The 25,172-nt window shown below is 64.5% G+C and carries 18 protein-coding genes; 6 read left to right on the top strand and 12 right to left on the bottom strand.

Annotated features, from left to right (window positions below; genetic code table 11):
- Nucleotides 1-215 precede the first annotated feature (215 nt).
- The 5 genes from IWX88_RS06670 to IWX88_RS06650 all read right to left on the bottom strand — a co-directional run bounded on the left by IWX88_RS06670 (nucleotide 216) and on the right by IWX88_RS06650 (nucleotide 6,713).
- The gene (locus IWX88_RS06670; RefSeq protein ID WP_196828496.1) at nucleotides 216-2,480 is read right to left on the bottom strand and encodes a UvrD-helicase domain-containing protein; all 2,265 of its coding nucleotides are present in this window, start codon (nucleotides 2,478-2,480) and stop codon (nucleotides 216-218) included.
- Between the two features lie 136 nt (nucleotides 2,481-2,616).
- The gene (locus IWX88_RS06665) at nucleotides 2,617-3,873 is read right to left on the bottom strand and encodes a PrsW family intramembrane metalloprotease (RefSeq protein ID WP_196828494.1); all 1,257 of its coding nucleotides are present in this window, start codon (nucleotides 3,871-3,873) and stop codon (nucleotides 2,617-2,619) included.
- A 22-nt stretch (nucleotides 3,874-3,895) separates the two neighbouring features.
- Complete coding sequence (locus IWX88_RS06660; protein ID WP_196828492.1) at nucleotides 3,896-4,288, bottom strand: hypothetical protein; 393 nt, start codon at nucleotides 4,286-4,288, stop codon at nucleotides 3,896-3,898.
- Between the two features lie 68 nt (nucleotides 4,289-4,356).
- A complete protein-coding gene (locus tag IWX88_RS06655; RefSeq protein WP_196828963.1) occupies nucleotides 4,357-5,676 on the bottom strand; it encodes an FAD-binding oxidoreductase in 1,320 nt (439 codons plus the stop codon).
- A gap of 38 nt (nucleotides 5,677-5,714) precedes the next feature.
- Entirely contained in the window at nucleotides 5,715-6,713 is a 999-nt protein-coding gene (locus IWX88_RS06650) for a ribokinase (RefSeq protein ID WP_196828490.1), read from the bottom strand.
- Nucleotides 6,714-6,828: 115 nt separating this feature from the next.
- Here IWX88_RS06650 and IWX88_RS06645 point away from each other — a divergent pair, with 115 nt between their 5' ends.
- Entirely contained in the window at nucleotides 6,829-8,376 is a 1,548-nt protein-coding gene (locus IWX88_RS06645; protein ID WP_196828961.1) for an AlkA N-terminal domain-containing protein, read from the top strand.
- A gap of 131 nt (nucleotides 8,377-8,507) precedes the next feature.
- Here the strand turns inward: IWX88_RS06645 and IWX88_RS06640 are convergent, their stop codons facing one another.
- Nucleotides 8,508-9,974, bottom strand: coding sequence for an aspartate ammonia-lyase (locus tag IWX88_RS06640; RefSeq protein WP_196828959.1), 1,467 nt, complete (start codon nucleotides 9,972-9,974; stop codon nucleotides 8,508-8,510).
- 356 nt (nucleotides 9,975-10,330) lie between these two features.
- Here IWX88_RS06640 and IWX88_RS06635 point away from each other — a divergent pair, with 356 nt between their 5' ends.
- The 3 genes from IWX88_RS06635 (at nucleotide 10,331) to IWX88_RS06625 (ending at nucleotide 14,236) form a co-directional block, all read left to right on the top strand.
- Complete coding sequence (locus tag IWX88_RS06635; RefSeq protein WP_196828488.1) at nucleotides 10,331-11,806, top strand: MFS transporter; 1,476 nt, start codon at nucleotides 10,331-10,333, stop codon at nucleotides 11,804-11,806.
- Between the two features lie 16 nt (nucleotides 11,807-11,822).
- Nucleotides 11,823-12,713: an aminodeoxychorismate lyase gene (locus IWX88_RS06630; protein ID WP_196828486.1), complete on the top strand. Its 891-nt coding sequence runs from the start codon at nucleotides 11,823-11,825 to the stop codon at nucleotides 12,711-12,713.
- A 113-nt stretch (nucleotides 12,714-12,826) separates the two neighbouring features.
- Nucleotides 12,827-14,236: a phosphotransferase gene (locus IWX88_RS06625; RefSeq protein WP_370568218.1), complete on the top strand. Its 1,410-nt coding sequence runs from the start codon at nucleotides 12,827-12,829 to the stop codon at nucleotides 14,234-14,236.
- Nucleotides 14,237-14,292: 56 nt separating this feature from the next.
- On the opposite strand, the gene IWX88_RS06620 is transcribed toward IWX88_RS06625, so the two are convergent.
- On the bottom strand, nucleotides 14,293-16,515 hold the full coding sequence (locus IWX88_RS06620; protein WP_196828484.1) for a DEAD/DEAH box helicase: 2,223 nt from the start codon (nucleotides 16,513-16,515) through the stop codon (nucleotides 14,293-14,295).
- Nucleotides 16,516-16,941: 426 nt separating this feature from the next.
- Here IWX88_RS06620 and IWX88_RS06615 point away from each other — a divergent pair, with 426 nt between their 5' ends.
- Entirely contained in the window at nucleotides 16,942-17,904 is a 963-nt protein-coding gene (locus IWX88_RS06615; RefSeq protein ID WP_196828482.1) for a phosphodiesterase, read from the top strand.
- Nucleotides 17,905-17,982: 78 nt separating this feature from the next.
- Here the strand turns inward: IWX88_RS06615 and IWX88_RS06610 are convergent, their stop codons facing one another.
- Nucleotides 17,983-18,618: a response regulator transcription factor gene (locus IWX88_RS06610; protein WP_370568217.1), complete on the bottom strand. Its 636-nt coding sequence runs from the start codon at nucleotides 18,616-18,618 to the stop codon at nucleotides 17,983-17,985.
- Nucleotides 18,619-18,731: 113 nt separating this feature from the next.
- A complete protein-coding gene (locus IWX88_RS06605) occupies nucleotides 18,732-21,041 on the bottom strand; it encodes a PAS domain-containing sensor histidine kinase (RefSeq protein WP_196828480.1) in 2,310 nt (769 codons plus the stop codon).
- A gap of 269 nt (nucleotides 21,042-21,310) precedes the next feature.
- On the opposite strand from IWX88_RS06605, the gene IWX88_RS06600 reads away from it, so the two are divergent.
- On the top strand, nucleotides 21,311-21,805 hold the full coding sequence (locus IWX88_RS06600) for a PAS domain-containing protein (RefSeq protein WP_196828478.1): 495 nt from the start codon (nucleotides 21,311-21,313) through the stop codon (nucleotides 21,803-21,805).
- Between the two features lie 249 nt (nucleotides 21,806-22,054).
- Here IWX88_RS06600 and IWX88_RS06595 read toward each other — a convergent pair whose 3' ends face one another.
- From IWX88_RS06595 to IWX88_RS06585, 3 genes are all read right to left on the bottom strand, one after another.
- Nucleotides 22,055-23,686, bottom strand: a complete 1,632-nt coding sequence (locus tag IWX88_RS06595) for a stealth family protein (RefSeq protein ID WP_231369004.1) — start codon at nucleotides 23,684-23,686, stop codon at nucleotides 22,055-22,057.
- Nucleotides 23,687-23,861: 175 nt separating this feature from the next.
- Entirely contained in the window at nucleotides 23,862-24,449 is a 588-nt protein-coding gene (locus IWX88_RS06590; protein ID WP_196828476.1) for a hypothetical protein, read from the bottom strand.
- Nucleotides 24,450-24,636: 187 nt separating this feature from the next.
- On the bottom strand, nucleotides 24,637-25,005 hold the full coding sequence (locus IWX88_RS06585; RefSeq protein WP_196828474.1) for a DUF6804 family protein: 369 nt from the start codon (nucleotides 25,003-25,005) through the stop codon (nucleotides 24,637-24,639).
- Nucleotides 25,006-25,172: the final 167 nt, after the last annotated feature.

Raw genomic sequence — 25,172 nt, 5'->3', positions numbered from 1 at the left:
GGCACTGTCGTCGGGGCGACCTGGTCTCGACCGTTCGATACGGGCGCTGCCCGCCCTACCCAGGAAGCCTGCAGCCGCAGGCAGCTGACTCGACCAGCGGGCGGCCGACTTGACCAGCCGGGCGGGCACCCGTCAGCCGTCAGCGGGCACCCGTCAGCTGGCAGCCCACTCGAACAGCCGGCAGCCCACTCGAACAGCCGGCAGCCGCGGGCGGTCTACTCGACAAATTGGCGGATGCCGGCGGGCAGGTCCCCCTCGGCCACCAGCGTGAGCCGCTGGGTCGCGCGGGTCATCGCGACATAGAGCGCCCCGGCTCCACGCTCGGACGCTGCGAGGATCGCTGCGGGGTCTACGACGACGACCGAGTCGAACTCGAGACCCTTCGCGTCGTGCGGGGTGATCACGGCAATGTCGCGGGTGAGTCCGGCTGCACCGAGCCCCACGGCGTCTCCGAATTCGGCCATGAGACGCACTGTCAGTTCGCGGATGCCCGACTCGAGCACGATCACTGCGAGAGTGCCACCCGCGCCATCGGGTGCGCGATCGATCCGCACCGCTTCCACAGCATCCGCGACGACGGTAATCGGCCATTCGCTCGAACGGACCGCACGGGATTCGGTCACGTGGAGTCCGTTCGCGATCGCCATGGACTCGGCCGCCGTTGCGATCTGACTCGGGGTGCGGTAGTTCACCGTGAGTTCCTCCAGCCGCCATCGCTCCGACTCGGGCGAATCCGCAAGAAGAGGTTCGAGGGCATCCTTCCAGTTTGAGGCGGCCGCCGCGGAGGCCGCCTGGGCAATATCACCGACGATCGTGAACGAACGCTGCGGCCCCCGGCGCAACAGCAGTCGCCATTGCATCGGAGAGAGCTCCTGCGCCTCATCCACGACCACGTGGCCGTAGGTCCAGGTGCGATCGGCCGAGGCTTTCTCGGCTGTTGAAACCCGATCCCCGAGTTCCTCAAAGTTATCGGCGAGGGACTTGGCGTTCACCATGCCCCCGACCTGCATGTTCTCGATCGCGCGTTCGGCATTTTCGATATCCCGTTTGCGCTGCTGCTTCGCCTCACGCTTGAGTGCGGCATCCGCAACGCTGTATTCGCCGAGATGCTCTGCTGCTTCATCGAGCAGTGGAATATCCGCGATCGTGAACTCGGCCTCGCGGTCGCGGTGCAACAGCGCACGCTGCGGATCGCTCCAGCCCGGGGTCAGCTCGGCGAGCCACTGGGGGCGAGCAAAGAGGTCCTGCAGAAGCTTCTGCGGGGTGAGCGGCAACCACGCCGTATTCAGTGCCACGCGAACGTCGTCGGACGATCGCAGGTCTTCCCGCAGCATCGGCAGGTCGGTGTCATCCATCGAGTTGCCGGAATCCTGAAGTTGGATCAACCACTGGCGGGACAGCGCGTTGAGCGCATTCTTTACGAACACCACTCGCGCCTCATTGTGGGTTTTATTGCTATCCCTTGCTCGTCCGATCGCGTGTGCGATCAGTCGGGGATCGAGCGTGATCCGGTCTCCATTCACATCGAGATCCTGCGCGGCGGATGGCACCCGCTGGCGGGAGCGGACCGCACGTGCGATGAGCCCGGCCATCGATGCCCGACCCTTGATCGCAGCGGTGGCCGGGGCATCCTCCCGTGTGGCTTCGACGTCGGGATAGAGCTGACCGACGCTTGCGAGCACGACCCCGGTCTCACCGAGCGACGGAAGCACCGCCTCGATGTACTGCAGGAATGAGCGCGACGGTCCCACGATGAGCACCCCGGAATTGCGCAGCCGATCCCGGTGCGAGTAAAGCAGGTAGGCCGCGCGATGCAGCGCGACAGCGGTCTTACCGGTGCCTGGCCCACCCTGTACCACCAGAACACCCCGGAGGTCGGAGCGGATGATGCGATCCTGTTCGCCCTGGATGGTGGCGACGATGTCGGACATGCGCCCGGTGCGCTGAGCGGTGAGAGCAGCAAGCAGTGCACCCTCCCCCTGCAACTCGGAGTTAGCGCTCTCGAGCAGCTCGGCATCGAAGATCTCGTCTTCGATTCGGATGATGCCCCGCCCCTTCGAGAGCAAGTGACGGCGGGCGCGGGCGCCGAGTGGTGTCGCGGCAGTGGCCTGGTAGAACGCACTCGCCTGCGGCACGCGCCAGTCGAGCAGCAGCGGCTGCAGGTCTGCATCACGCAGGCCGATACGACCGATGTAGCGGAATGCTGAGCCATCCGTGCCGTCGTCCGCTGCAGCGTCAGTCTCGGGCTCGAACTCGAGCCGCCCGAAGGCCAGCCGCTCGTCGACCTCTCGCAGCTGCAGGATGCGGTCTTCGTAGATGCGCGCGAATGTATCGCGCTCTGAGCGCCCCTGGTGGTTTCCGCCGACATCAAGCAAACGCACTGCGGCGAGCTGCTGTTCGGCCTCTCGCTGTAACGCGTCAAGGCGCGCGTAAAGAGTTGCAACGTACTGCTGTTCACGCTGTAATTCACGGTCAACCACTGGCTTATTTCCCTCGAACACCGTCCGGAATTCCGGCACCCAAGTTTACGCGTCATCAGGCTGCCAACTTGCCGGGACCGTGTGAAGCCCGGCGCAGCGAGCCCGGCGCAGCAGCCCGGCGCAGCAGCCCGTGACCTCAGGGCAGCGGTGGCAGGCCGACCAGGGAACGACGGTCATTAACTATTGCCGCGAGCATGATGTCCTGGTCGAACCTGGCTCCGATTCCATCGCGGCCGTTGACCAGCCGCTCCCGGGCGAACGCGAGCCGCGTGGCATCCCGCACAAACGCACGGTAGGGCTGGCCGAATCCGTTACTCACCGCCCAGCCGATTGCGCGCCGGCGTCCAGCAGCGGTTGACAGCACGTTGACTTCGGTCCAGGAGAACCAGCCGACTGCCGCATATTCCGAGAGCCGGGAATGAGTGAGTCGCTGTTCATGACGGCGAAGGCGGGTAATGCCCACGAAAGCAAGCGCGAACAGCGGCACCTGCACCATGAAGTAATAACGAAACCAATCGGTCGCCCAGTAGCTCGCACTGTTCCACAAAGCGTGGAGCAGCACCGCAGGTATGAGTCCGAGAACGAAGTATCCGATTGCGCCGAGGCGACCGGTGCGTCGGGCAGCAAGACCGAGGAAGAGTCCGGTGCAGGCGGTGAACATCACGTGCGCGAAGGGCGAGAGGATGGCGCGAAGAAGAAAGGTCTGGGCGACATCACCGCCCACTCCACTGCCCGCGTTAATAGCGAGGCCGAAGTATTGGATGTTTTCGGTGAAGGCGAACCCGATGGCAACCGTCGACGCATAGACGACCCCGTCGACCGGACCGTCAAAGGTGCGGCGCATCACCCAGAGGATCAGCAGTATTCCGAAGCCCTTCGCTGACTCCTCGACGATCGGGGCCTGCACCACCGTTTCGAACAGAGAGGCGACCCCCGATCCGGTGAGCCCGGCGAGCGCCGCGTAATGCTGCGTTACCCCGGAGAAAATGAGGGCAATGAGCACGGACGCACCTGCCCCCCACAGCAGCGCAAAGAGCAGTGCCACGCGTGGTTCGGGCTCCCAGCGATCGATCCAGCGGATGAACAGCAAAACTCCACCCAGTGGGATAGCCGCGAGTGCCAGTGCCACGAGCAGCGCAGACGGGCCGAGCGCGACCAGCAGATACCACGCCACAAGCAGAATCGCGATTGTGATCACGATGAAGCCGAGGCACGCAAGCACAATGGTGGTGACACTGCGATGAATCAGACGGGTGATCCGCACCTGGCCGAGCTGGTCCGACACCGGATGCGCGGAGTTTGCGATCGGCAGCGGGCCGGGCTGTGCGCGCGCCCGCGGGTCAGTGTTCCGCGGGTCAGTGTTCCGCGGGCCGGTGTTCCGCGGTTCAGTCATCCGCGGGTCGGTGTTCCGCGGGTCAGCCATCCGCGGGAATGCGACCGACAGTGTTGACCAGGTTGATTGCCACCACCCGCGCGGCGAATGACAGCAGAGCGAGTCGCCGCTCCGGGGTGAATGCGGCCTCGAGCCGGGTGTAGAAGGCGTCGGGGATATCCCGCGGGCTGCGCACGATGAGCCGCCCCCAATCGATGATGAGCTGCTCCGTCTCGGTGACCTGGGGATGATCGGGGTCATCCCCTGCGGAGTTAAGGATCTCGCGGAAATACCGGGTCGTTACCGCTGACCCGTACTCATGGGAGATGGCGTACGAAAACAGCGTGACGGCTCGTTCCCCGATCCACGGTGCGATCTCGTCGCGTAGCGAATGCCAGCCGAGGTCGTCGGTGCGCGTGAGCGGCAGAAAATCCATGGCTTCAGCCTAGGAGACCACGGGTGACTCTGCCGGGAGCATTGGCGCAGAAGATCACAGAAGCGCCTCTAATAGACCTTGCCCGGGTTCATCAGGCCGAGCGGATCGAAGACGGCCTTCACCTGGCGTTGCAACTCGAACTGGTCATCGCCAAGTTCATCCCGCAACCAGGCTCGCTTGAGCAGGCCGACACCGTGTTCGCCGGTGAGCGTTCCTCCGAGGCGGATCGCAGCGGCGAAGAGCTCACCGGCAGCGGTCCAGATCGTGGGGGGCACCGATCCGTCGGCCTCCGGCATGTAGACGAAATTCGGATGCAGGTTGCCGTCGCCCGCATGCGCAACGGTCGGGATGCTGATGCCATACCGTTCGCCGATGCGGGCGATCTCGGCAAAGATCTGGGGTAACGCGCTGCGCGGCACCGCGACGTCCTCGATGAGCACGGTCCCCTGAGCTTCGAGGGCGGGGTGGAATGCACGGCGGATTGAAAACAGCCGCTCTCCCTCGGCCGGATCCGCTGTGAGCTCTGCATCCCCACCGGCAGAGCGGATGATCGTGAGCGCGGCGGTGGCCTCGCCGGCGCTCGCCGCACCATCTGTCTGCAGCAGTAGGAAGGTGTTTCCGCGCTCGGAGAGATGCTCTCCAAGGTAGGCGTCGATCGCGGCGAGGGCCGCAGCATCCATCAGTTCGAGGGCGGCGGGCCGGATGCCGGCGGCAGTGATCGCGGCGCACGCGGCTGCGGCAGTCAGCACATCATCAAACCACGCGCCGACGGTCGCAACCGGTGCGCTCGGCACCGGTCGCAGTCGCACAGTCGCTTCGACAATCACCCCAAGAGTGCCCTCGGAGCCGATCATCAGGGCCGTGAGATCAAGCCCGGTAACTCCCTTGACACTGCGGTGTCCGAGGCTGAGCAGCCGCCCATCGGCGAGCACCACCTTGAGTGCGAGAACCGACTCCCTGGTGACGCCATACTTCGCGCAGAGCAGTCCGCCCGCATTCGTGGCAATGTTGCCGCCGACAGTAGAGATCGCCCAGCTCGCCGGATCTGGCGTGAACCACAACCCGTGGCCGGCAAGCACGGCGTTGAGTTCGCCGTTGAGAATGCCAGGCTCGACGACGGCGAGCTCATCGGCTGCGGAAATCTCGAGGATGCGGTTCATCGCGAGGGTGGACAGCACGATCTGGCCGGCACTCGCGATCGCGCCGCCGGCGAGTCCGGTTCCCGCCCCGCGCGGCACGACTCCCACGCCGAATTGCGTCGCGAGACGCAGGGTAGCCTGCACATCATCAATGGATCGCGCGGTCACCAGGGCGAGTGGAATGCTGTGGGAATCATGGCCCGATTTATCGGCAGTGAGGGTGCTGAGCACGGTGGCATCGGTCGACATGGCCGCACCGAGAGCCGCATGAAGTTCATCGAGAAAGGTCACGGCATGCGCCGCGCGTGTTGGGCATCACACAGCGCTGCATCACACAGCGCGGCATCAGACAGCGCTGCATCACACAGCGCTGCATCACACAGCGCGGCATCAATCCGGCCCCGCATCGGCACGGACGGCACAGCCCCGATCACCTGCACCGAAAGCGCAGCGGCAGCCGTTGCGAATCGGGCTGCCGGTTCGAACCCCTGTCCCTCAGCAAAGGCGGCCGCGAATGCCCCGCAGAAGGTGTCGCCTGCGCCGGTCGCATCGACGGCCGTGACTTGCGGAGCCGCGATTCGTGCGATCTCCAGGCCATTCTCGTAGAGCGCAGAGCCCGCCGAACCGAGAGTGACGATCAGCCGTGGCACGCGCGCTGCGAGCGCAGCGGACGCTTTGGTCAGGTCGTCGGATTCCCCGACCAGGCACGCCTCGTGCTCATTGACAATGAGCACGTCGAGTTGCGCGAGAAGCGAATCTTCGAGAGTGCGGGCGGGTGCAGCATTGAGCATCACCACACAACCGAAGGCCCGTGCGGTCGCTGCAGCCTCGGCGACCACTGCGAAGGGAAGCTCAAGCTGCATGAGCAGCACCCCGCTGCCCGACAGTACCTCTGCATCCGCCGGTGCGAGCGTAGTGACGAGGGAGTTGGCGCCCGAGGCCACGATGATCGTGTTCTCCCCGGAGCGATCCACCACGATGAAGGCCTGCCCGGTCGGGGCGGTTTCACGCCGTACCCGGCTGCTGTCGATTGCCGCATCTGCCATGGTGGCCGCGAGCAGATCGCCCGCGTCATCAGAGCCGAGCGCACCGATGAAGCATGTGGATGCCCCGGCACGCGCCGCCGCGACCGCCTGATTGAGCCCCTTACCGCCCGGATACCGCTTCGCCGACTCGGCAAGAAGGGTCTCCCCCGGAGACGGAATGCGATCGACGGTGAATACGATGTCGAGATTCGCACTGCCGAGGATCGTGACACCGCTTCGGGCGACCGTCGACTCGTTCATGAAACACTGCCATTCATTTGCCCAGCCCACTCATTTTCCCAGCGTAGACGTTTCAAGCGATGTCCGATTTTCGCTAGCCGAGGTCCGGGGGCGATGCGAGGGTTGTCAGGTGAGTATGGAAACGCCCGCGCGAATTACCCGATCCGACCCTCGGTTCGCTGAGCGGTATCGTGCCATGTCGTCGCGGGATGCCCGTTTTGACGGACAGTTCATCGCCGGGGTGCACTCCACGGGAATCTACTGCCGACCGAGTTGCCCGGCAATGACGCCGAAGCCGGGCAATGTCAGCTTCTATCGCACAGCCGCTGCCGCCCATGAGGCGGGGTTGCGCGCCTGCAAGCGGTGCCTCCCTGACGCGGTTCCCGAGTCACCGGAGTGGAATATCCGTGACGACGTCGCCTGCCGGGCGATGCGCCTGATCGCCGACGGCGTTGTGAACCGAGACGGCGTGTCCGGGCTGGCCCACCGACTCGGCTACACACCGCGCCATCTCGGTCGTGTGCTCGTGAACGAGCTGGGAGCCGGGCCGCTCGCCCTCGCACGCGCCCATCGCGCACAGACCGCCCGCACCCTGTTGGTGAGCACGGACCTGCCGATCGCAGACGTGGCCTTCGCAGCCGGCTTCTCGAGTGTCCGGCAGTTCAATGAGACAGTGCAGGCGGTGTACGAACTCACTCCGACCGCACTGCGACTCGGTGCACCCCCGATCACCCCACCGCCCGACACGCTCGCGACCACCCCGCCGCCCGGCACGCTCGCGATCACCCCGCCGCTTGGCACGCTCGCGACGACCCAGCCGCCTGGCACCGACGGGAGCGTCGCGCAGATCTCGCTGCGACTGCCAACCAGGGGACCATTCGATGGAGCGGGACTCCTGGCATTTTTTGCGGCGCATGCCATCGCCGGTGTCGAGACGGCGGATGCGCGATCCTTCGCGCGCTTCCTGCGGCTTCCCCGCGGGATCGGCCACATCGAAATCCGACTCGATGGTGCAGATGCCGTGCTGTGCACGGCGGGCCTCGAAAATATCGCTGACCTGTCGACCCTGGTTTCGCGGGTGCGGCGACTGCTTGACCTCGATGCCGACTCCGCCGCGATCGACGAATCCCTCATTGCCGACCCTGTCCTGGCCCAGCTGAACAGAGAGCGCCCCGGGCTGCGAATACCCGGAAGTCTCGACGCTGCCGAGACGCTCTTTCGCACCATGATCGGGCAGCAGATCTCCGTTGCCTCTGCCCGCACTGTGCTTGGACGGCTCTGCGGGGAGCTCTCGGCGACGCCCGGGCTGTTTCCTACGGCGGTGGAGATCGCAGAACACGGCGCCGAATTCTTACGCGGTCCAGCGTCCAGGATCGCAAGCATTCTCGGGGCGGCGCGAGCGCTGGCAGACGGCTCACTGCGCCTCGACCTCGGGATGCCCTCCGACGAGTTCACCACCCGCCTCACCGCGCTGCCTGGAATCGGGCCGTGGACGGCCGGCTACCTCGCCATGCGTGTACTCGGCAATCCGGACGTGCTGCTCGCGAGCGATCTCGTTCTGCTCGCGAGCGCCGCCCGCCTCGGATTGCCGGCAACGGCATCCACGCTTACCGTCCACTCACTGCGTTGGGCACCGTGGCGCAGCTACGCGGGGGTCCACCTCTGGGGCGCGGCAGGGCGCTGACGGCGGGCTGAGTCGGTGGGCACAGTCGGTGGGCACAGTCGGCGGGCACACACGGCGGGCACAGCCGGCTGGCTGAGACGGCAGGGCGCTGACGGCGGGCACAGACGGCGGGCACAGACGGCGGGCGGGCGCTACTCGTGGTGGACCGCCGGAACCGGTATCACCGTGATCACGCCGGTCATCGGAACGAGACCACTCAGGCGTCCAGGCGAGAGCACGCGGGCCACTTGATCCGCCGACATGAGGCCTGCCGAGACGACAAGCTCCGCAATCGAGGCGTTGGTGGTGAGCGCGGTGTGGGCGAGAGAGGCGGATGCCGCGTAGCCGATGTACGGCGTGAGCGCGGTAACAACGCCAACCGACGACTCCACCTGGGCGGCAAGCCGCGAGATGTTGGCGCTGATGCCGTCGACGCAGTTCACCCGAAGCGTGTAGCAGGCGTTCGTCATCCAGGCCAAAGACTGCAGGATGCTGTGGGCGATCACCGGTTCGAAGGCATTGAGCTGCAGCTGGCCGCCCTCCGCTGCCGCGGTGACCGTGGCATCCGCTCCGATCACGCTGAAGGCAACCTGGTTGACCACCTCCGGGATCACCGGGTTGACCTTGCCTGGCATTATGGACGATCCGGCTTGGCGCGGCGGGAGGTTGATCTCGCCAAAACCGGCCTGTGGACCGCTGGAGAGCAGCCGGAGGTCGTTGCAGATCTTCGAGAGCTTGACCGCAGCGCGCTTGAGCGTGCCGCTCAGGGTCATGAAGATGCCGGCATCGGAGGTGGCCTCAATCAGATCCTCGGCAGTTTCCATGTGTATTCCAGTGATCGCCACGAGATGGCGACAGACCGCGGCGGCGTAGCGGGGGTCGGCGGTGATGCCGGTGCCGATCGCCGTGGCTCCCATATTGATCTCGTTGAGCCACGGAATGATCTCGCCCAGCCGGTCGTAGTCTTCGCTGAGGGTGTGGGCAAAACCAGTGAACTCCTGGCCGAGCGTCATGGGTACGGCATCCTGCATCTGGGTGCGTCCGACCTTGAGCACGCCGGCGAACTCGACGCCCTTGCGAGCGAAGGATGCGGTCAGCAGCCGGTGCTCCTCGAGCAGGCGCTTCACACCGAACACCATCGCGAGCTTGATCGCGGTCGGGTAGACATCGTTGGTCGACTGGCTGCGGTTAACATCGTCGATCGGATGAAAGTGTGTGTAGTCGCCCAACTCGTAGCCGAGGATCTCGAGCGCGCGGTTGGCGATCACCTCGTTGGTGTTCATGTTGGTTGAGGTTCCCGCACCACCCTGAATCACCCCGACAGCGAACTCATCATGCAGCGCACCGCCAACGATCTCCTGGCAGACCCGGTCGATCAGGTCGGCCTTGTCGGCACTGAGCACGCCGATTTCCTTGTTGGCTCGTGCGGCAGCCTGCTTGACCTGGGCGAGAGCGCGGATCAGGTCGCGATAGACCGAAATCGGTCGGCGGGTAATCGGGAAGTTCTCGAGTGCCCGTGCCGTGTGGATGCCCCAGTAGGCATCCGCAGGAATCTCGACGCTCCCGAGAGAATCGCTCTCGATACGAGTGCGGATTCGCGTGCCCTCCGGTCCGACCATTCCCGGGATAGTGGGGAGGTCGGCCACCGAGTCATCCCGTCTCATTCGCTCGGCTCCCTGTTCGATGAATTGGTCGCTCAACACATTCCCTGCGTTCACTGTGGCTCCATTGCCTCGTGGGTTATCACCACATCGTTGTGCGATGCGGCCCGCGGTCCAGCCCGGTGCCGGATGTCGCGTCGGCGGATCGATTGTGGTTTACCGCCGAGGCAAGCTTAGCGAGGGAGAGCCCGGATGCTCCGGACGCTCCTGCTCTCACGACCAGGCCTTCACGCGCGCAGGCCCTTCACGAGCAGGCCCTTCACGAGCAGGCCCTTCGTGAGCAGGCCCTTCGTGAGCAGGCCTAGAGTAAACCGATGCCTCCATCCGCAGACGCCGCTCGTGACGCCGCCGAACGTGCCCGTCTGACGAGACGACCGGGCGATCGCGCGATCATCACCACCCTGGCTCTCACCGGGCTCATCGCTGCGTTCATGCAGACGCTCGTGACGCCGATCATCCCGAGGCTGCCTGACCTCCTGAACACGAACACGGCGGACGCGACCTGGGTTCTGACATCCACGCTGCTCGCCGCCGCGATCTCCATCCCGATCAGCGGCCGCCTCGGCGACATGTACGGCAAGCGCCGCGTCGTAATGGTGCTGCTGATGCTCATGGCTAGCGGGTCTATTTTCTCTGCGCTGTCCAACACGCTCATTCCGATGATCGTCGGCCGGGTGTTCCAGGGGGTGGGGCTCGGGGTGATCGCACTGGGCATCAGCATCCTCAGGGACGTGATCCATCCGCGCAATCTCGGCGCCGCCGTCGCCCTGGTGAGTGCAACCCTCGGCGTCGGTGGGGCGGTCGGGCTCCCGGTCGCCGCCCTGATTGCCCAGAACTTCGACTACCACTACCTGTTCTGGCTGGCGACCGGCCTCGCGATCGTCGCCATCATGCTCGTCGCCTCGATCGTGCCGGTGTCGACGCTCCGCGCTGGCGGACAGTTCGACTTCATCGGTGCGATCGGTTTCGGCATCGGCCTTGTCGGTATCCTGCTCGCCATTTCGAAGGGAGGCGAGTGGGGATGGACCAGCCCGGTGACGCTCGGCCTGCTGATCGGTGGCGTCGCGGTGCTGGTGATCTGGGGGTTCATCGAACTTCGGACCACCGATGCGCTCGTGGACCTCCGAGTGGCAGCTCGACGACCAGTGCTCCTCACCAACCTCGCCTCGATCTCTGTCGGCTTCGCCTTCTTCATCACCACCGCGGCCCTCCCGGTGCTGCTCGAGGCGCCGACCAGCACCGGGGTCGGGCTCGGGCAGACCCTGATCGTCTCCAGTTTGTGCATGATGCCCCTCGGCCTCGTCATGTTCATAATGTCACCGGTGGCAGCGCGGCTCTCGAATGCTCGTGGGGCTCGCACCAGTCTCATCCTCGGCAGCGTGATCATCACCGGTGCATTCGCGATCGCGATCTGGCTGCACAGCGCGATCTGGCATGTCGTTCTCGTCTCCGCAATTGTCGGCCTCGGGGTGGGTTTCGCCTATTCCGCAATGCCGACGCTCATCATGCGAGCGGTGCCACCCACCGAGACGGCCGCGGCAAACGGTCTTAATTCCGTGATGCGCACGCTCGGATCGACGATTGCAGCGACCGTGGTCGGCCTCATCATCTCCTCCCATCTGGTCATCGCCGGCGGCATCGCGATCCCGACCAGCGAAGCCTTCGGCATCATCTTCACCATTGGCAGTGCGGTTGCCCTCAGCGGAATGATCGTGGCGTTCTTCATCCCTCGCCGCAGTCGCGAATATGGCACTACCGCCAGCATGCCGATCACCCTCCCCGGGCGCTGACCGGCAGAATGGGACCGTGCCATCCTCTGCCCTGATCCTGCTCAACCGGCCATCGCTGTCGGCTGCGTCACACCGTCACGACGCACCGGCTCTCACGCTGTTCGACCCGAACTCACCGGTGCTCAGCGCCCTGGATCTCTCGGCGACCCGTGGCGACGGGATCTTCGAGACTATTGGCGTTGGTCACGGGTCGCCCCAGGCACTGGAACACCACTTGCGACGGTTCACGGAGTCCGCCCGACTTCTCGAACTGCCCGCACCGGATATCGAGGTGTGGCGTAAGGCGATCGCCGCCTCAATCGGCGCGATCGACCCGGAGGCGGAAGCGGCGGTCAAGATCGTGCTGAGTCGTGGGGTGGAGGGTGATAATCGACCCACCGGCTGGGCGTATGCGAGCGCCACTCCCGACTACACCGCCGAGCGTGTCGACGGTATCGCGGTGATCACTCTCGACCGCGGCTACCGGCACGACGTGGAGATCACCTCCCCCTGGCTGTTAGCCGGGGCGAAGACTCTCAGCTATGCCGTGAACCGCTCGGTGCTGCGGGAGGCCGCCCGTCACGGAGCCGACGACGTCATCTTCGTCTCCAGCGACGGGTTTGTGCTCGAGGGACCGTCATCGACCGTTGTCTACCGGGTCGGCGAGAGCATCCTGACTCCGGGGCCGAGACTCGGTATTCTCGACGGCACGACCCAGGCCAGCATCTTCCGCTGTGCCGAGAGCCTCGGGCTCGAGACCGGCCTCGCGAAGCCCACCCCCGTCGACCTGGGGATTGCGGATGCCGTGTGGCTGGTCTCCAGCGTGCGTCTCGCCGCCCCCGTGATGCGGCTCGATGGGCTGGACATCCCCGTTGATCGCGAACTGACCGCGCAGCTGAACGCGTTCCTGCTCGCCGTGCGCGAGTAGCCCATCACCCTCGAGATCTGCGCCAGCGAGTGTTCATTTCAGTACCATCGGCGCTGCGTAGGGTATAGGAGTCCCATTGTCGGCGCGCAAGCGCCCCAACGCTGGAGGTACCCGTGACCGGGGTCCCCGACTATCTCGAGACCTGGATGACGCGACAACGCTGGTATGCGGGCAAGTCACGCGCACCGCAGCTCCAGGTCATCGGCGGGTTCGGTATCGCCGACCCGGCTGGCTCGGCCGTGATTCGTGTGTACCTCGTGCTCGATCACGCCGAGCATCCGCTGCTCTACCAGGTGCCGCTCACTGAGCGGAGCGCGCCGCTACCGGGGGCCGAGAACGCGCTGATCGCCTCGTTCGACGTCGAGACCGGGCGGCGGTACATCTACGACGGTCCCCATGACCCGGCGTTTGCGGAAGCGCTTCTGAGGATGATCCTCGACGACGGCGAAGCTCACGCAACCGACGGCCCATCGTCCGCCAATACCGGAGGGCCGCTCGTCGCGCACGGACACCACACGCCCAACTCCGCTCCCCTGCGTTTCGTCGCCTCACGCGTGCTCAGTGGCGAGCAGTCCAATACGTCGATCGTCTTTCAGGTGGCTGGCACCGACAGCGCGCCGTCGACCCCGATCATCTGCAAGCTTTTTCGGGCACTCCATCACGGAGAAAATCCGGATGTGACGCTCACCGAGGCGCTCGGCGCTGCGGGGAGTACCGTCGCGCCGCGATCCATCGGTCACGTCACCGCAGACTGGCCCGACAGCGGCATCGCCGACGGCACCGCCACCGGCCACCTCGCCTTCGCTCAGGAATTCCTGCCCGATGTCGAAGACGCGTGGCGAGTGGCCGTGCGCGCCGCCGAAGTGAGCGAGGACTTCACCGAGCGCGCCCGCGCTCTCGGTGTCACGACGGCTGAGATGCACGAGACCCTTCATTCGGTGCTCCCGTCACGCGCAACGACCCCTTCGGACATCGCCACGACGGTGGAAAGCATGCGCCACCGCTTCGATCTCGCCGCCGCAGAGGTGCCGATGCTCGCCGGATACCGCCCCGCGCTCGAGCGGGTCTACCGGGAGGCCGCAGCGAGCCCCTGGCCGGCCCTCCAGCGTATCCACGGTGATTTTCACCTGGGACAGGTACTGGCCGTCCCCGGGCGCGGATGGGTCGTGCTCGACTTCGAGGGCGAACCGATGCGTCCGATGAGTGAACGCTCCCTGCCGGACATCCCGCTGCGGGATGTCGCGGGAATGCTGCGATCGTTCGACTACGTCGCCGGATCCTTCGCCCTCGCGCACCCGGTCGAGTCGGTGGCACCCTGGGCATCCGCCTGCCGGCGTGCGTTTGTCGACGGTTACATCGCGCGTTCCGGCCGGGATCTGCGTGAGCACCGGGCGGTCCTCGATGCCTTCGAGATCGACAAAGCCCTCTACGAGGCCGTGTACGAGGCGCGAAATCGCCCCGGCTGGCTGGCAATCCCCACTCTCGCGATCACGCGCCTCATCGAGCGGTCGTCAACGCCGTAACGCGGATCGGTGCGACGGGTGGACGGGTAGTACCCGTCAGTTCGGGTGAGTTCCGGTCAGCGCTTATCTGCCGCGGTGATCGCATCCTCCAGGAGGGCAATGAGAGCCTCGAGTTGAACGCTGGACTCCCCCATGATTTCGGAATCGTCTCCGTCAAGGGCGCGTGCAGCCAAGCCTGCCTTGCTGTCGATCAACTCGGCGATCTTCGCGTCGATCGTCTGTGAGGCAATGATTCGCCACGCGGTCACCGGCTCGGCCTGCCCGATGCGGTGAACTCGGTCAATAGCCTGAGTCTGCTCTGCACTGGTCCAGCTCAGCTCGGCAAGCACCACGTTCGATGCGACCTGCAGGTTGATCCCCACCCCGGCGGCAGTGAGGGATGCGACGACCACAGAGACATCAGGATCGTTGGTAAAGGCATCCACTTGTCTCTGGCGGAACGCGGCCGTCTGGTCTCCTCGAATCGAAACCGTCTTGAGCCCGCGCTTAGCCAGCGTCTGCTCCGCGATGTCCATCACATCGATGTGCTTGGCAAAGAACACGACCTTACCGACCGAGCGCGCCAGTTGGGCTGTGTAGTCCGCGGCGAGTATTGCCTTCGCCTGCCCGATCTTGCGCACCATGGTGAAGACGTTTTCGCCGGTCTTTGCGGCCTTCGATTCCTCCAGCTCGGCCTTCGCCACCATGCGCACCAGCTCCGGATGCGGCACATCCTCCAGCTCGGAGCGAGCCGCAAGCAACGCCCGGTACCGCGACAGCAATCGAAGTCCGAGTTCCCGCTCGGCCTGGTGGATCGACCGGCCAAGGTCGTCGTCGAGTTCCACTGGCAGGTCGGCAACGCGTTTGGATGGGAGGTCGGCGGCAACGTCGATCTTCTTCCGGCGCACGATCCCCATATCGATCACGGTCTGTCGCGCCTCCGCAAAGAAACCGAAGTCGGCCGGTGTGAGGCCGTTCTCTTCGAGCTCCTGCATGAGTGCGGCCGTTGGCTTCTCGGCATCGATCCAGCCGAGGAATTGCCAGATCGCACGGAAATCCTCGATCGTGTTGATGAGCGGGGTTCCGGTGAGAGCGATCATGAGCGCGCGCGGGGAGCGAGCACGCACGCTGTTGGCGAGGGCGAGCACGTTTTTCGACCGCTGCGAGTCACGATTTTTGATGAAGTGTGCCTCGTCGACGACCATGCCCTTGAAGCCGAGAGTGCCCAGCCAGCCCATGTGACGGTCGAGTACGTCGTAGTTCACGATCACGACATCGGCGAAGGCGTCGAGGTTCTCGCCAGAGCCGTGGATGACCGTTGCCGATCGCTGCGGAGTCCACAGATCCACCTCCCGCGCCCAGTTCATCTTCACGACGTTCGGCACGACAACAAGCAGCGGATAGGAGCTTGAGACCTGTGCGGCGAGCAGCGCCTGCGCGGTCTTGCCGAGTCCAGGCTCATCTGCGAGCAGGTAGCTTCGGTGTCCCTCGCGGGCGCTCGCAATGAACTCGGCCTGGTGATGAAAGAGTTCGAGACCGGCCGGAACCCGACGATCGGCCACAGTTGGCTCCGGCAGGTCCATTGTGGCGACCTGGCCGCCGGAGCCGTATTCGAAAGCGCGAAAAAGCGGTTCGAGCAACTCCCAGTTCGCGAGCCGATGGGTGACCGGTGCCACCTTCAGGGACTGGCTGAAATCGGGGGCGAGAAAGGGGTTGGACAGCTGGCGGGTGATGACCGACTGCGGGATGACCTGGCGTTCGGCGGCCGGCGTTACCGGATCCGGCTCTTTTACGATGATCAGCTCGTCGGGCGAGAGTTCGGTTCCGGCGGCAATGAGCATGTCCCGGCGCAGGGTGCGGGCGGCGTCGGTGACGGCGGTTTCTTCTGCCAGAAGCTGGATGAGCGAGGTGTCGCGCGCAGCGGTCTTGGCCAGAATGGTGGCAACGCCGTCGAGGCGCTTGAGCACCTCGGTGCGCTCGGCATCCGACACTTCGCGGTCCGCCTTGGCTCTGGCACGCTCCTCACGCATGAGCAGCGCAATCACCTGGAACTTGGTGCGGTTGGATGGGCCGACCTTGCCACGTTCCGCGGCACCTTCGACTTCGCGCACAGCGCGCGCGAGAATCGGGATGACGCCTGCATCATCCGTGCCCCGCGAGCGTCGCTGCGGCGACTTCTGCTGCGCCGGCTTTCTGGCCGACGAGCGTCGCGTCGGCTTACCCGCTCCGTTCTTGTTCTGTGCCCCCTGGTTATGGGCCCCCTGGTTGTGGGCGGGCTGTCCTTGGCCGGACCGAGCCATGCTTCTCCTGCGTCTCTGAGCCCCGCCTGCGCGCCAACCACCCGCCGCTGAGGCGGTGCCCCCAAGGTTGAAGGGCTGGCTGGCCGTGCAATGACGTGCCGATGGTGACCGAGCAATCCCGAGTGGAGCCACCCAAAGCGGGCAACTCAGTCGCATCGGTAAGGAGTCAGACAGTGGTGAATCAGACCACCGGGTATCGAGAAATTTCACGTACCGGAAGGCCGACGCCACACGCGGGATGATCGGATGCTACTCACAGTTTAGGCCGTAAGTGCCGCCATCCGTGCACGCATCCCAGCACCCATCCGTGCACCCTCTCGCGAGCACTCCCCTGGGCTCGCTCGTGAACTGCCCTCCCCTGCTCTGGGGTGCGGATCGCCGCCGTATGTTCACCCCCCGGCCAGCTTCGGGTGATGGACTTAGACGATGACCGGTTATCTGGCCCAGTATCCACGGCCCGACCACTTCATCGTCCATCTCAGCGACACCCATTTCGTAGCCGGAGGCATCGGGCTGTACGGGGGCACCCTCGACAGCGAGAAACACCTGCGGCAGCTGTTCACCGAGCTCGATGGTTCGGGAGCACATCCAGAGGCGATCATCATCACCGGGGACCTGGCAGATTCCGGCGATCCAGTCGCCTATGAGGAGCTCAAAGCCATTGTCGAGCCAGCCGCCCTCCGCTACGGCGCACAGGTGATCTGGGTGATGGGCAATCATGACGAGCGCGGTGCGTTCCGTGAGGTCTTGCTCGGCCAGCATCCATCCGTCGCTCCGGTAGACCGGGTGTACTGGCTCGGTGGCCTACGGGTCATCGCGCTCGACTCGACGGTCCCGGGTCACCATTACGGTGAGGTGACCGGCGCCCAGCTGGACTGGCTCGCCGAGGAGCTGGCCTCCCCAGCGCCGCACGGGACCATCCTCGCGATGCATCACCCGCCCATCCCGAGCGTGCTGGATCTTGCGGTGCTCGTTGAGCTGCGCGACCAGGCCAGCCTGGCAGAAGTGCTGCAGGGCACGGATGTGCGCAGCATCATCGCCGGCCATCTGCACTACTCCACCTCCTCGACCTTTGCCGGAATCCCGGTCTCGGTCGCGTCGGCCACCTGCTACACCCAGGATCTCACTGTGCCGGTCGGGGGCACCCGGGGCCGCGATGGCGCCCAGGCCTTCAACCTCGTGCACATCTTTGAGAACACCGTGCTCCACTCGGTGGTTCCTGTCGGCCAGGATGCCGCGGTCTCCTACGTCGATGCAGAAGAGACGGCGCTCATCCTCGCCCGCAACGGCGTCGAGTTTCCCGTAAGCGGCACCAGGCCGGCACCACCCGAGGCGCCGATCACCAATGATGAGCTGCACCCGCCGACGCGCGAACTCGCCGTCGTCTGAGCGTTAGTCGTCCGGGTGCCAGTCGTCCGGGTGTTAGTCGCGCGAGTGCCAGTCGTCTGAGTGCTCACTGTCTGACGGTCAACCTGCGCTTCGAGGGCCGGACGGCTGGATCATGACCCGCCCGCCCTGCCAGATCCGAACGGCGGCTACCCGCTGGTTTGAACTCTCGTCGCTCTCGAGCCCGAGCACTTCGTACAGGCGCGTAAGCAACGTTTCGGCGGCACGTATGCTGGTGCCCCGATGCTCCGCAATAGCCCGGGTAGAACCGCCCTCGGCGAGCATGCGCAACACATCCGCTTGCGCCGGGGTGAGTAGGACCGCATCATCTACCGGCGTGGGCGCGAGCGGCGGGGCCCCTGAGATAGAGCGGAGGACCGCATCGTGAAGATCCGCGAATCCCTGCATTTGAGTCTTCACCACATAGACGACTTCGTCGGGCAAAGACCCCGCGTCTCGTACCGCCAGTTCGGGCGAGAGGTGGGCGGTCAACACCACGAGTCCCACCCAGGGAAACTCCTCATGAACGCGATGGAGCAGTGTGGCAGCCGATTCGCCGGAGCCGAAGTGGAGATCGCTGACCAGGGCATTGGGTTGTTCGCTGGCGACGAGTTCCCATGCATCCGCCGTCGAGGTAGCCGTGTCAACGAGCAGTCCTATGCCTCTGAGACCTTCGGCAACCAGCGAGGTGATGAAAGCATCATCGTCGACGACCACGACCTTCAACTTGCCTGTTGCCGTTGCTGCAGTCGGTACAGTCGGTTCAGTCGGTACGGTCGGTTCAGTCGGTACAGCTGGTTCAGTCGGTACAGCTGGTTCACTCAGTACAGTCATCGTTCGTGAGCCCTCTCGGGATGCAGCGCATCGTTGATGGCGCACAGCAGCTCGGCGGTGGTGAAGGGCTTGGCCAGGAATGCATGAATTCCCGACGAGCGAGCTCGGTCTACTCCGCCAATGGTGGTCAAACCGCTCGTGGCGATAACCGGGACATCCGGATGGTGCTCGTGCAGATAGCGCGCGGTCGTGGCTCCATCCATCACGGGCATCGCCATGTCGGTCAGTACCAGGGCGACGGCTGAGGTCTGGGAATCCAGGTATTCGATCGCTTCCGCTCCGTTGCTCGCGATCGCAGTGATGTAGCCGTAGGTATCGAGGGTGCGGCAGGTCAGATTACGGATCGCAGCTTCGTCGTCAACCACGAGAATGAGCTCACCAGCACCACGCGGGTGCTCCTCGACTCGGACATTCGCATTCGCTGTGTTACCGCGCTTGCCAGTTGCCGGGAGGCGCAGTCGCAATACAGTGCCGTGTCCCGGTTCGCTACATACCTGCATTGCGCCGTTGTGCCCACGGATGATCGCGAGCGACGTCGAAAGGCCGAGCCCCGTGCCTGCACCGGTCGGCTTGGTGGTGAAGAAGGGCTCGAAGATCTTGTCGAGGACAGAATGCGCAATGCCGGATCCCGAGTCCTGGACCTCGACCATGACGTAATCGCCGGGGGCTGCGAAGTTGTTGGCCGAGGAGTAGACGTCTGTCAGGGTGAAGTTGCGTGCACGGATATCCAGGGTGCCGCCGTCCGGCATGGCATCTTCGGCGTTCGCGACGAGGTTCATCAGCACTCGCAGCAATTGGGTCGCATTGCCGCTGGTCTGCCAGAGGTCTGCGTCCACCGTGAACATTGCCGAGACATTCTCCGGGAGGGTCTTGGCGGAGAGCGACTCGAGTTCGTCGATCACGTCCTTCATGTCGACCGGCACCCGATGAATATTTGCACCGCTGGCGAATGACAGCACCTGCCGGATCATGTCGGCTCCGCGTTTGGTCGCGAGTTCGGTCGACTGGAGAATCTCCCGGCGACGCGTATCCGACTCGCCGGGAACGAGTAGCTGCACAGCCATCAAGATCGGCGTGAGTACGTTGTTGAGATCGTGCGCGATCCCGCTGGCAAGGGTGCCAAGACTCTCCAACCGCTGTGCCCGGAGATCCCGCTGCTCGCTTCGGCGCCTTTCGGTGACATCCGTGTGAACCGAGAAGATCGATTCGGGGCGGCCCTCAGAATCCCTCACGAGCGTCCAGTGGCTACCGACGGTGATCTCGGCTCCGGACTTCGTGAGGTTCTGAAACTCGCCTGACCAGTGTCCGTCGCGCACCGTGGCCTCGAGCGCTCGATCGAACGGAGCCGGATCCGCGAACATCACAACGCGCGCCAGTGACCCGATTACTTCCTCGCGAGACCAGCCATAGATCCGGGAGGCGGCGGCGTTCCAGTAGCGGATCTTACTGTCGAGGTTCCGCACGAGGATGGCATCACGGGCGATGTCGAGCAGCGCGCTCTGCTCAGCCAACTGCGCCATCTGGCTCGCGAGCTCCTGACGAGTGGACTCGGACTCGCTCACGTCGCGGAAATAGATCGCCAACCCTTCGTCTATCGGATAGGCAGTTGCCTCGACCCAGATTTTTAGACGCGTGTAGTAGCCGCGCACTACTGTCGTGCGCTGCTCGCTGATTGCCCTCGCGAGGGCGATGGAGAACTCGCTGCCGAGTATCTCGGGGAAGACATCCCAGATGACCTGCCCCAGAAGCTTGCTCGCGTGTACTTGGCCGAGTTGTTCCGCTCGTGGATTGAGGTAGGTCGCGCGGTACTCCCGGTCCACACAGAGCAACGCGTCGGAGATCGAGCCAAGCACGGCCGCGAAACGAGCCTCCGAGCTGGATGAACGGTTGAGATCGGTGGTAACCATGCTGCGGAGGCGAGTAATGTCGGTAGTCACGCCCACCACGGCGATTGTGCGCCCATCATGCATGAATGGGATCAGGGTGATGCTGTTGCGCACGGTCGATCCATCACGAGGGCCTCCGCTCGAGATGTACTGCTGCGTCTCGCCTGCAACAGCGGCTGCGAATTGGGCATCGGCCAGCTGCCTATCCTCCGGGTGCACCCAGTACCCGAATTGGAAGAGCTCGAGTTCCGCGCGGGAATATCCCGAGTTGGCCAGCATGGCCGAGTTCCCATCGATAAACGAGCCGTCCGTCGCGCAGACGAACATCGCCTCGGTGTTCGCAGCGAAGATCGCATCGAAACCTCCGCCGCCGAGAAGCCTGCGAATCTCCTCGCCACTCCTCTGAATCTCAGGCTCCATGCCTGGAATTCTAATCGTCTATGTGGCCCAGATTGATGTTTTGCACGCCACGTATGACCGCAACCGCGATGGATAAATCCCCTTGCCTATGGTGAACAATCCAGGCCGGCCCTCACGATTTGGCGATCGCGGGAGCCACACCGAAGGTCGGTCAAGCCGAACCCCCGCCGCCCACCGCACCATGGACACGACCCCACCGCGGAGCTATTGTAAAGCCATGACGCGACCATCGCCGCGCGGTTGAGCATCCCGACTGCAAGGAACCCATAATGAGATTTGACGAAGAGATGCGCGCCTCGGAGAACCTCCTCGCCTCCGCGCTCGGCAAGGAATCCCTGGCTGCACTGGTGACTGACCCGCAGCGCCGGACGATCTACTGCAATGAGGAATTCACTCGACTAACCGGATACGGGATCCACGAGCTGCTCGGACGCAACTGTGACTTTCTCCAAGGATCCGGGACGGACCCGAAGACCATTGAGAAAATGCGAGAGACCCTTGACGCGGGACTTACCTACCGCGGACGCGTGCTGAATTACCGCAGCGGCGGTACGGCCTTTTGGAACCACCTCACGATCAGCCCCGTGCGCGACTCACAGGGCGTGCTTGCCAACTTTGTGAGTGTGCAGCGTGATGTCACTCACGAAGTTGAACTCGAGATTGCCGCCGGCACACCGACGCTTGAGCCCACGCTAACGAAGTTGCCACCAGAGGGTACGGGGGCCCCAGTACCGGGTCATCTCCTCAGTCTGGCTGTAGATTGAGCGAGCGGGAACGCACTCACCGCTCACCGCGGTCACTGTCGCAGAACTGGGGGGTGCCGCTCCATGCACACCCGACGTGGCATGGAGCGACCGAAGCGGACGTCGTAATGTGACTCCCGAAAGTACATCCGCCAGCTTGGCTGACGAAACGCCCGCTCCTCACAAAGCGTGAACCACTTTCCGCGACCACACACTCAGGGGTGATCATGCGAGTTCGTAATACGAACATCCAGTCGTTTACAGTTGCAGTCATTCAGGCCACTCGGACTGCTTAGGCTGATCAGGGTGCTCAGGCTGATCAGGGTGCGGGGCGGCGAAGGCATCCGCGGCCGACTCACCGATGACCGCGTCGCCGGTCGGCCGCTCCCACGGGGCGGCAATCGGGTAATACGAGTCGAGAAACGACCGCACGGCCGCGGCGCGCTCTTCGGCGCTCAACTCGGGAAAGCTGCCGTCATTGAGGCAAAACATATCCACGTTGCGGCGCTTGAGCAGTGTTGTCATCTCGGCGAGTCCCGTGCGAAGCGTCGTGTCGATGTAGCTGACAGTGGCGGCGGTCTGCTCGACCGCTCGGCCAGTGACCCATGCGTAGAAGTGATACAGCGAATTCGTGACCGAGATGTCGGTAGCCGAGCGAAAGGTGCTCGCGGCCGTCCGGCGGAAATCCTGCGGGAATTCGGATTCCAGCTGCTGCATGACCGACTTGCGCAGCGGAGTAGGAGTGTGCTCCAGATGACGCGTGATCGTGCGTCCGAAGCGCTCCTGGATGAGTCGACGATTCACCCGCGCGGCATTTTCGAACCCGCTGCGAGAGAGGTTGGATTCGCCCATGCCAATGCGGGTGGTCGCCTCGATGAACTTGGTGACACCGCCCGGTGAGAAGAACATCTCTGGCGATACCGCCCGGCCGAAGAACATGTCGTCGTTCGAATAGAGAAAGTGCTCGCTGAGGCCGGGGATGTTGTGCAGCTGGCTCTCCACAGCGTGGGAGTTATGAGTGGGCAAAACTGTCGGGTCAGCAAAGAACTGCTCGCTCGGCACGATCGTGACCCGCGGGTGCTCGGCAAGCCATTCCGGACGTGGCGAATCCGTCGCGATATAGATGTTCCGCACCCACGGCGCGAAGAGATAGACCGATCGCAGCGCGTATTTCAGTTCGTCGAGCTGACGAAAACGCGCATGCGAATCGTCTCCCTCACCAACAACGTAGGCCTTCATGCGACGGGCACGGGCGCGCTGCCACTCGATCGCGGCACCGTCGACCCAGGAGAAGACAATATCGATATCGAAGTCGATATCCTGCACCTGAGCCGCAAACATCCCCTCGAGGGTCGGCCAGTCCTGGCCGTAAAGCGCCACGGTGCCGCGCACCGCCTCCTCGCGAGGCAGCGTCGTGCGCATGAGTGCGTTCTCGTCCGCTGCGAGGAATGCGTCGGCGGTGGACTTCCACAGCTCGAGACGCACTCCCGTGCCCGCACCGTAGCGCAGCGCTCCTTCACCGGTAATCCGCGGACGAAACAGCAGCACGGCGCGCGTCTTCGAATCCCGGGCGAGGCGGCCGTCCGCCAGCAACACTGTCTCTCCGCGGGATCCATCGGCAGGCTTCGAATAGAAGGGCTCATCAACGCAGGCCCGGGCGAGCGCGGTGCGCAACACCTTGCGGTCCCGCCAGTCCACGGCGAGCACGGGCCTGCTGTCGTTTCCCCGGACCAGCAGGAAATCGATGCCGGCAACATCCAGCACCGAACGCACGAAGAGCAGGTCTTCGATCATCGCCTCCTGCGGCGTTGCGCCGGTGTTCAGCAGCGCAAGTCGCCCCTTGGCGAGCACCAGGTCGGAGCGCAGCGTCATGGCGGGCAGCGTCATGGCGGGCACCGTCATGGCGGGAAGCTGCGGCGGGATCTGGGCAGGCAGTTGCGCGGGTGTCGGATCCGCGGTCATATCGGTCACTGTGAGCCCAATCGTTCGAGCCCGATCCGCTGCCGTCGTGAGGCGCAGATCTTTAGCCGACCCCATTTTAGGCTCCTCCCCTGAGAGCGGAAGAACGTGTGGTCACTTAGCCGTTTGTGGAACCCGTGCTGCCATCGGTTCCACCCTGGGGAGCAGCGCTCGGTCCAGTGCTCGGTCCAGTGCTCGGGGCCGGTGCGGGTGGCATGCCGGTGCCTGGGCCGCCGTTGGTGGAATCCTGGCTTCCCGGGCCGCGCTTCTGGCCGTCATCCTGGCCCCTCTCACCGCCGGGGCCGCTCCGCTCGCCGCCCTCCTGGACGCGCTCATGACCGGCGCCACCACGTGGGCCGCCGTCCATGTTGCCCTGCCGAGCGTCGGTGATGCCGTGATTCGAACTGGTGGCGGTGCCGACGAACACTCCACCGCCGAAGGTTCCGCCGAGCACGAGGACCGCGGCAACAATGCTGCCGGCGAGGACGAGTCCGCGCTTCGACCAGATGGGGCGGGCGGGCGCTACGGATGCCGGAGAAGTGGATGCTGGGGAGGCTGGCACTGATTCGGCTGGAACCGATCCGGCTGGCATCGGCACTGTTGGCGCTTCTTCTGAGGCCGATGACCCTCGGTTATCGGCGGTTGGGGCCTCGGAGTTGCCGAGTTCCGGCTCGTCGTCCTGGGGATTGTTGGCGGGTGGGGTCATGTTTACCATCGTGGGCTCCTGTCGGATTCTTGGGTGAACGGTACTTTTCACCCTGTCTCCCACTGTTGCCGCGGCGGCTATGCGCAGTATTTATGGTGCCCGACAAGCAGCCCGAAGGAGCCTATGAGTCGACTATGAGCAATCCCTCGCTCGACCGGTGACGCGCACTATTCGATCGGTGCGACGTTCAGCGCCGTGCGCCGGTTTTAGACCGATTGCGATCTTCCGGGTTGATCACCTTCACCAGCAGCCCGGTAGCCACAAAGAGCAGCGACGCGACGAATTGCGAGGCGACCCAAACTTGCCCGCTGAAAGCGAACGGCCAGACCGGGTTCCAGGCCACGGCAATCACGGCAAGCCCGATGATCCACCACCACTGGCGAGCCTGCCAGGCGAACACGCACATGATCAGCGCGAGGATCGCGACCCCGAACTTGATGACGAGGTACCCGCCTGGATTATCAAGCAACGCGAGCCCCGCGATCAGCACAATGGCTCCCAGAATGCCCGGAGCCAGTGCCGGGCGACGGAATTCGGGCGTCGGGTACGAGGTCACAGGGCTATTCTCCCGCAGGTCAAGCGCTTCGGTTGGCAGCGGCAGTCCTGATCCGCACACTGCTCGCGGAATCTGCGCTGTTCAACTCTGCTCTGTTCAACTTTGCTCTGTTAAACTCCGCTCTGTTCTGGCGACGACGAGAGCGCTGGCCACGGCCAGCCGTGAAG

Origin of the sequence: Frigoribacterium sp. CG_9.8, assembly GCF_015751965.1 — a bacterium.
In the GTDB taxonomy this organism is placed as follows: domain Bacteria; phylum Actinomycetota; class Actinomycetes; order Actinomycetales; family Microbacteriaceae; genus Lacisediminihabitans.
This window is presented reverse-complemented; position numbering and strand designations above follow the sequence as displayed.

Bases quoted from the DNA above. Each gene is read 5' to 3' on its own strand.
- IWX88_RS06650 (WP_196828490.1), bottom strand. From the start codon at position 6,713: ATGAACGAGTCGACGGTCGCCCGAAGCGGTGTCACGATCCTCGGCAGT.
- IWX88_RS06605 (WP_196828480.1), bottom strand. From the start codon at position 21,041: ATGGAGCCTGAGATTCAGAGGAGTGGCGAGGAGATTCGCAGGCTTCTC.
- IWX88_RS06590 (WP_196828476.1), bottom strand. From the start codon at position 24,449: ATGACCCCACCCGCCAACAATCCCCAGGACGACGAGCCGGAACTCGGC.
- IWX88_RS06640 (WP_196828959.1), bottom strand. From the start codon at position 9,974: ATGGTCGGACCGGAGGGCACGCGAATCCGCACTCGTATCGAGAGCGAT.
- IWX88_RS06660 (WP_196828492.1), bottom strand. From the start codon at position 4,288: ATGGATTTTCTGCCGCTCACGCGCACCGACGACCTCGGCTGGCATTCG.
- IWX88_RS06645 (WP_196828961.1), top strand. From the start codon at position 6,829: ATGGAAACGCCCGCGCGAATTACCCGATCCGACCCTCGGTTCGCTGAG.
- IWX88_RS06595 (WP_231369004.1), bottom strand. From the start codon at position 23,686: ATGACGGTGCCCGCCATGACGCTGCCCGCCATGACGCTGCGCTCCGAC.
- IWX88_RS06635 (WP_196828488.1), top strand. From the start codon at position 10,331: ATGCCTCCATCCGCAGACGCCGCTCGTGACGCCGCCGAACGTGCCCGT.
- IWX88_RS06620 (WP_196828484.1), bottom strand. From the start codon at position 16,515: ATGGCTCGGTCCGGCCAAGGACAGCCCGCCCACAACCAGGGGGCCCAT.
- IWX88_RS06665 (WP_196828494.1), bottom strand. From the start codon at position 3,873: ATGACTGAACCGCGGAACACCGGCCCGCGGAACACTGACCCGCGGAAC.
- IWX88_RS06600 (WP_196828478.1), top strand. From the start codon at position 21,311: ATGAGATTTGACGAAGAGATGCGCGCCTCGGAGAACCTCCTCGCCTCC.
- IWX88_RS06615 (WP_196828482.1), top strand. From the start codon at position 16,942: ATGACCGGTTATCTGGCCCAGTATCCACGGCCCGACCACTTCATCGTC.
- IWX88_RS06655 (WP_196828963.1), bottom strand. From the start codon at position 5,676: ATGTCGACCGATGCCACCGTGCTCAGCACCCTCACTGCCGATAAATCG.